The organism is Streptomyces spongiae (assembly GCF_009377185.1).
In the GTDB taxonomy this organism is placed as follows: Bacteria; Actinomycetota; Actinomycetes; order Streptomycetales; family Streptomycetaceae; genus Streptomyces; species Streptomyces spongiae.
Genome location: NZ_VJZC01000677.1, coordinates 1 through 4979, shown reverse-complemented (window position 1 = coordinate 4979; position 4979 = coordinate 1). Strand labels below are relative to the sequence as shown.

Annotated in this window: 5 protein-coding genes and 1 pseudogene; 1 reads left to right on the top strand and 5 read right to left on the bottom strand. The window is 71.0% G+C overall.

Going from position 1 to position 4979, the window contains the following annotated elements; genetic code table 11:
• Positions 1-320: 320 nt before the first annotated feature.
• The 3 genes from FNH08_RS44370 to FNH08_RS44360 form a co-directional block, all read right to left on the bottom strand.
• A complete protein-coding gene (locus tag FNH08_RS44370) occupies positions 321-1139 on the bottom strand; it encodes an SCO1664 family protein (RefSeq protein ID WP_152777182.1) in 819 nt (272 codons plus the stop codon).
• Positions 1103-1693 carry a DUF3090 domain-containing protein gene (locus FNH08_RS44365; protein WP_322726439.1) on the bottom strand — a complete coding sequence of 197 codons (591 nt, stop codon included), beginning with the start codon at positions 1691-1693 and terminating at the stop codon, positions 1103-1105. The genes FNH08_RS44370 and FNH08_RS44365 overlap by 37 nt, the downstream gene beginning before the upstream one ends.
• A 96-nt stretch (positions 1694-1789) precedes the next feature.
• Positions 1790-2476: a histidine phosphatase family protein gene (locus FNH08_RS44360; protein WP_152777181.1), complete on the bottom strand. Its 687-nt coding sequence runs from the start codon at positions 2474-2476 to the stop codon at positions 1790-1792.
• 92 nt (positions 2477-2568) lie between these two features.
• Between FNH08_RS44360 and FNH08_RS52730 the strand changes: the two are divergent.
• Positions 2569-2748 (top strand): annotated as a pseudogene (locus tag FNH08_RS52730) (magnesium transporter CorA); the annotation flags it as partial.
• Between the two features lie 59 nt (positions 2749-2807).
• Here FNH08_RS52730 and FNH08_RS44350 read toward each other — a convergent pair.
• Complete coding sequence (locus FNH08_RS44350; RefSeq protein WP_152777180.1) at positions 2808-3596, bottom strand: ferritin-like domain-containing protein; 789 nt, start codon at positions 3594-3596, stop codon at positions 2808-2810.
• A 239-nt stretch (positions 3597-3835) separates the two neighbouring features.
• Positions 3836-4891 (bottom strand): LLM class F420-dependent oxidoreductase, encoded by a 1056-nt coding sequence (locus tag FNH08_RS44345; RefSeq protein ID WP_152777179.1) that lies wholly within the window; start codon positions 4889-4891, stop codon positions 3836-3838.
• Positions 4892-4979 lie beyond the last annotated feature (88 nt).

The window sequence follows — 4979 nt, the reverse complement described above, 5'->3', positions numbered from 1 at the left end:
TGTGGTTGCTCGCGCAGTTCCCCGCGCCCCCTTCAAGGCGCGGACGGTCTCGGAGGCCTGGCGTGTGTGCGCGGGTGCGGGTTGTGTGTGGTTGCTCGCGCAGTTCCCCGCGCCCCCTTCAAGGCGCGGACGGTCTCGGAGGCCTGGCGTGTGTGCGCGGGTGCGGGTTGTGTGTGGTTGCTCGCGCAGTTCCCCGCGCCCCCTTCAAGGCGCGGACGGTCTCGGGGGCCTGGCGTGTGTGCGCGGGTGCGGGTTGGGTGTGGTTGCTCGCGCAGTTCCCCGCGCCCCCTTCAAGGCGCCTCGGACCGGGAGCCAGGGAATTACACCGGGGGCCAGGGGATGGCGGGCCAGTCGCCGGTCGGCTCCGGGTGCTTGCCCGAGGTGAGCAGGGCCTCGACGCGGGTGCGGGTGGCCTCCAGTTCGGCCGCCGTGATCAGCTCCGCCAGCCGTACCGCCAGGCTCCCGCCCTCGGCGAGCGCCGTCCGCAAGGACGTCAGCACCTCGGTCGCCTCCTCCGTGAGGGGCTCCCCCGCCCAGCCCCACAGCAACGTGCGCAGCTTGTTCTCGGCGTTGAAGGTGACGCCGTGGTCGATGGCGTACAGACGGCCCTCACCGGCCGGCAGCAGATGGCCGCCCTTGCGGTCGGCGTTGTTGATGACCGCGTCGAGGACGGCGAGCCGCCGCAGCCGCAGGTCGTCGGCGTGCACGAGCAGAGCCGTCTCCCCGTCGCCGACCTCGGCGAAGCCGACGGCCTTCCAGCCCTCCCCCGGCTCCTCCCCGTCGACGAGGGCGAGGAGCTCGGCGCCCGGCTGTCCCTCGATCCACAGCTGGCACATGCCCTCGCCGTACGGCCCCTCGCGCAGCACGGTGGGCGGTACGAGGCCCCAGCCGGTCGCCTCGGAGACCTCGTACGCCGCGACCTCGCGCTGGGCGAGCGTCCCGTCGGGGAAGTCCCACAGGGGTCTCTCGCCGGCGACGGGCTTGTAGACGCAGGCGGCTTCCTGACCCTCGTGCGCCACCGTGCAGTACAGCACCGCGTTGGACGCCTCCCGGACGCGGCCGCGCACGGTCAGCTCGCCCTCGGCAAGCAGCTCGGCGGACGTCACGCTCCGCGACGGTATCCGTTCTGGCGCGGACATACATGTCCCTCCGGGTCGAGCGGCAGGCTGCACAGCGGGCACGGCGGGCGTCCCGCGTTGACGACGTCGAGGGCGCGCTTGGCGAAGGCACGGGCCTGCGCGCCGGTGAGCCGGACGCGGAGCATCGGCGGACCGTTCTCCTCGTCCTGCAGCAACTTTTCCTCGGCCTCGGCCAGGTCCTCCTCGGAGTCGGCGTCCAACTCCACCAGCGCCTGTGCCTCGACGATCATGCGTTGCTCGTCACCGTCCCAGGCCAGCGCCATGGTGCCGACCCGGAACTCCTCCTCGATCGGCGCCTCCAGCGGAGCCGTGTCGGAGATCTCACTGGGGGCCACGGCGGGAACGGAGGCGCCACCCCCACTGCGCCGTACGACCTCGTCGAGCAACTCGTCCATGCGCTCCGCGAGCGCGGCGACCTGGGTCTTCTCCAGGGCGACGCTGGTGACGCGCTGCCCCGACGAAGCCTGCAGGAAGAAGGTACGGCGCCCGGGCAGCCCGACCGTACCGGCCACGAAGCGGTCCGGGGGGTCGTAGAGGAACACCTGACGGGACACGTCCTGTCTCCATTGGAATCGATGTCGGTACCGGCCGCCGCGGCTGCTGACACGTGCTGTACCGCTGCGACCGCTTCACCCTACTGCGGTTGACGATCACGGTGCGCCCGCATCGCCTCCGACTGGAGCGTCGGGCCCCGGCGGCTCCTCCCGCGGGGCAAGCGACGCCAAATCCCCGGTGTCGCCGAGGCGAACGAGAAACGGTCGCAGCCGGGTGTAACGGATCGCGGTGATGGAGCACGGTTCCACGGAGATCCGCTGGAAGAGGTCGAGATGGAGTCCGAGCGCGTCCGCCACAAGGGACTTGATGATGTCGCCGTGCGAGCACATGACGTACACGGCGTCGGCACCGTGATCGCGCTCCACGCGCGCGTTCCACTCGCGTACGGCCGCCACGGCACGGTCCTGCATCGCCCGCATCGACTCACCACCGGGGAACGCGGCCGCCGACGGGTACGCCTGGACGACCTCCATCAGCGGCTCGTCCCCCAGCTCGGCGAGCTTGCGGCCGGACCAGTCACCGTAGTGGGCCTCTCCGATCCGCTCGTCGGTGTGCGGGCTGAGCTCCGGGCGGGCGTCGAGGAGCGGCCGGATCGTCTCCTGGCAGCGCTGCAGCGGGCTGGTGACCACCTCGGAGACAGGCAGCCCGGCGAGGCGCCCGGGCAGCGCGGCGGCCTGCGCGGCCCCGCGTTCGTCCAGGGCGACGCCGGGCGTCCACCCGGCGAGCACCCCCGAGGTGTTGGCGGTGGACCGTCCGTGCCGGACAAGGATCAACGTGGGCATGCGGCCCAGCCTAAACGGGCCACCCGCGAGACCCGTGGGGGTTCTCGGCACCCGCGGTACTCCCCCGAGCCGACGCCGGAAGGACATGCCCTGTGATCGTCGACCGCGCGGTCTACCGCGACGTGAAGCGCACGGAGGGCCCCGAGGACCTGTCTGGCGCCCTGGAGGACGCGCGGGCCGCGGGCGGCTTCGTCCGGATCGGGCCGCACGAGCCGACGGAAGGGGAGTTCGACCTGGTCACCCACGAGTTCGGGCTCACGGACGCCGCGGTCGGCACGCGCGCGTGGCGGCCGTTCTCATGCCTCACGCGCGCGTGCCGGTCTGTTGTCGGTTACGCGAACTCGGGTGCCGCGGTCGCCGGTCCGCCGAGGGCGTCGCGGCGCTCGGGCATCTTCAGGGAGACCATGCGGCGCCAGCCGCCGAGCCGCTCGTACAGGTAGACGGCGTGGATGCCCGCGGCGAGAACGGCGGCCTTGGGCCTGGACCAGCCGAGGATGCGGCCCATGTTGGCCATCACGGCGAGGCTGACGTCCCGGTAGACGCGGATCTCGGCGAGGGCGCACTCACGGAGGGTGCGCTGGATCATACGGCCGTGACCCGCGGCCGCGAAGCGCAGCAACTCCTCGTGGCAGTACGCGAGGTGGTTGTCCTCGTCGTCGGAGATCATCCTCACCGCGCGCCCGATGTCGGGGTGGTCGGCGAAGTGCTTGCGGAGGAGCTCCATCTCCTCGGAGGCACGCTGTTCGGTGACCCTGCTGTGGGCGAGGTAGGTGACGATGTCCTGGACGGCGAGCGGCTGGTCGCTCCCCAGTTTCTCGTGGGCGAGGCCGATGCCGTGCCGCTCCAGGAGCATGGTGTAGTCGGTGGCGGGCGGGACCTCGACGGGTTCGAGGCCACGCTTCTTCATGAGGGCGTTGAAGATGCGCCCGTGTTTGTCCTCGTCGGCGCCGTGGCGGGTGATCTTGGGTGCGAGGGCGCGCTCGCTCTGCGGGACGAGCGCGGCGATGCGGGCGTTCTCCCAGCCTCCCTGCGACTCCCCACTGGCGGCGATGGAGCAGAACAGCCGGAACGACTCGTCGTTGTCGAGGATCTCCTGGAACAGACTCTTGGCCGAAAGCATCTGAGGCACCTCTCTGCAGGGTCCGCAAAGAACGAGTCAAATGCGGTGACAGGGGTGCGGCAACACCTGTGTCGGACAAATCCGCCGAACGGTGGACGCGCGGCGTACGAGAGGCGCGTAACCAAGGGGTCCGAGGGGCGCGTAACCAAGCGGTGCGGTGAGGCGTTGTGTCCGGTGACGGCCGTGGCGGGGAAGACCCCCCGAGCCCCCACCACGGCCGCGGAAACCGTCTCGGTCCGTTACGCGAGCCCGGCCCGCTCCAGGGCCTCGGATCCGGCCCTGAGTGAGGCGACCCGCTCCTCCAGCGTGAAGCCCGCGGGTGCGAGGGTGAGCGTGGTGACCCCGGCCTCGGCGTAGGCCTTCATACGGTCGGCGATGCGGTCGACGGAGCCGAGGAGTGTGGTCTGGTCGATCAGCTCGTGCGGGATGGCCGCCGCCGCGCCCTGCTTGTCGCCGGCCAGGTACTTGTCCTGGATCTCGGCGGCCTCCTTCTCGTAGCCCATGCGCTGGGCGAGCTGGTTGTAGAAGTTCTGCTTGCGGCTTCCCATGCCGCCGACGTACAGCGCCGTGTAGGGGCGGAAGGTGTCGGCGAGGGTGGTCACGTCCTTGTCGTCGCCGACCGCGAGGGGCAGCGTCGGGCAGATGTCGAACCCGTCGAGGGTCTTGCCGGCCTTCTCGCGGCCCGCGCGCAGGTACGTGATCGCGGTGTCCTCGAGGTGCGCGGCGGAGGGGAAGATCAGGAGGGCACCGTCGGCGATCTCACCGGTCTGCTCCAGGTTCTTCGGTCCGATGGCGGCGATGTAGAGCGGGATGTGCTCGCGCTGCGGGTGCACGGTGAGCTTGAGCGGCTTGCCCGGGCCGCCGGGGAGCGGGAGCGTCCAGTGCTCGCCCTCGTAGGAGAGACGCTCGCGGGTCATCGCCTTGCGGATGATCTCTACGTACTCGCGGGTGCGGGCCAGGGGCTTGTCGAACTTCACTCCGTACCAGCCCTCGGAGACCTGGGGGCCCGAGACGCCGAGGCCGAGGCGGAAGCGGCCGCCGGAGAGCGAGTCGAGGGTGGCGGCGGTCATCGCGGTCATCGCGGGCTGGCGGGCCGGGATCTGGAAGATGGCCGAGCCGACGTCGATGCGGTCGGTCTGGGCGGCGACCCAGGTGAGTACGGTGGCCGCGTCCGAGCCGTAGGCCTCGGCGGCCCAGCACACCGCGTAGCCGAGTCGGTCGGCCTCCTGGGCGACGGCGAGATTGTCCGCGTCCATTCCGGCGCCCCAGTAGCCGAGGTTGATCCCGAGCTGCATGGCCTTCCCCTTACCGATCAGTAACGTGCGTTGTGGCGTCGACATTAGCGTGGTGGGTGGGTTTTTCTCGCCCCCGCCGCCCCTACCC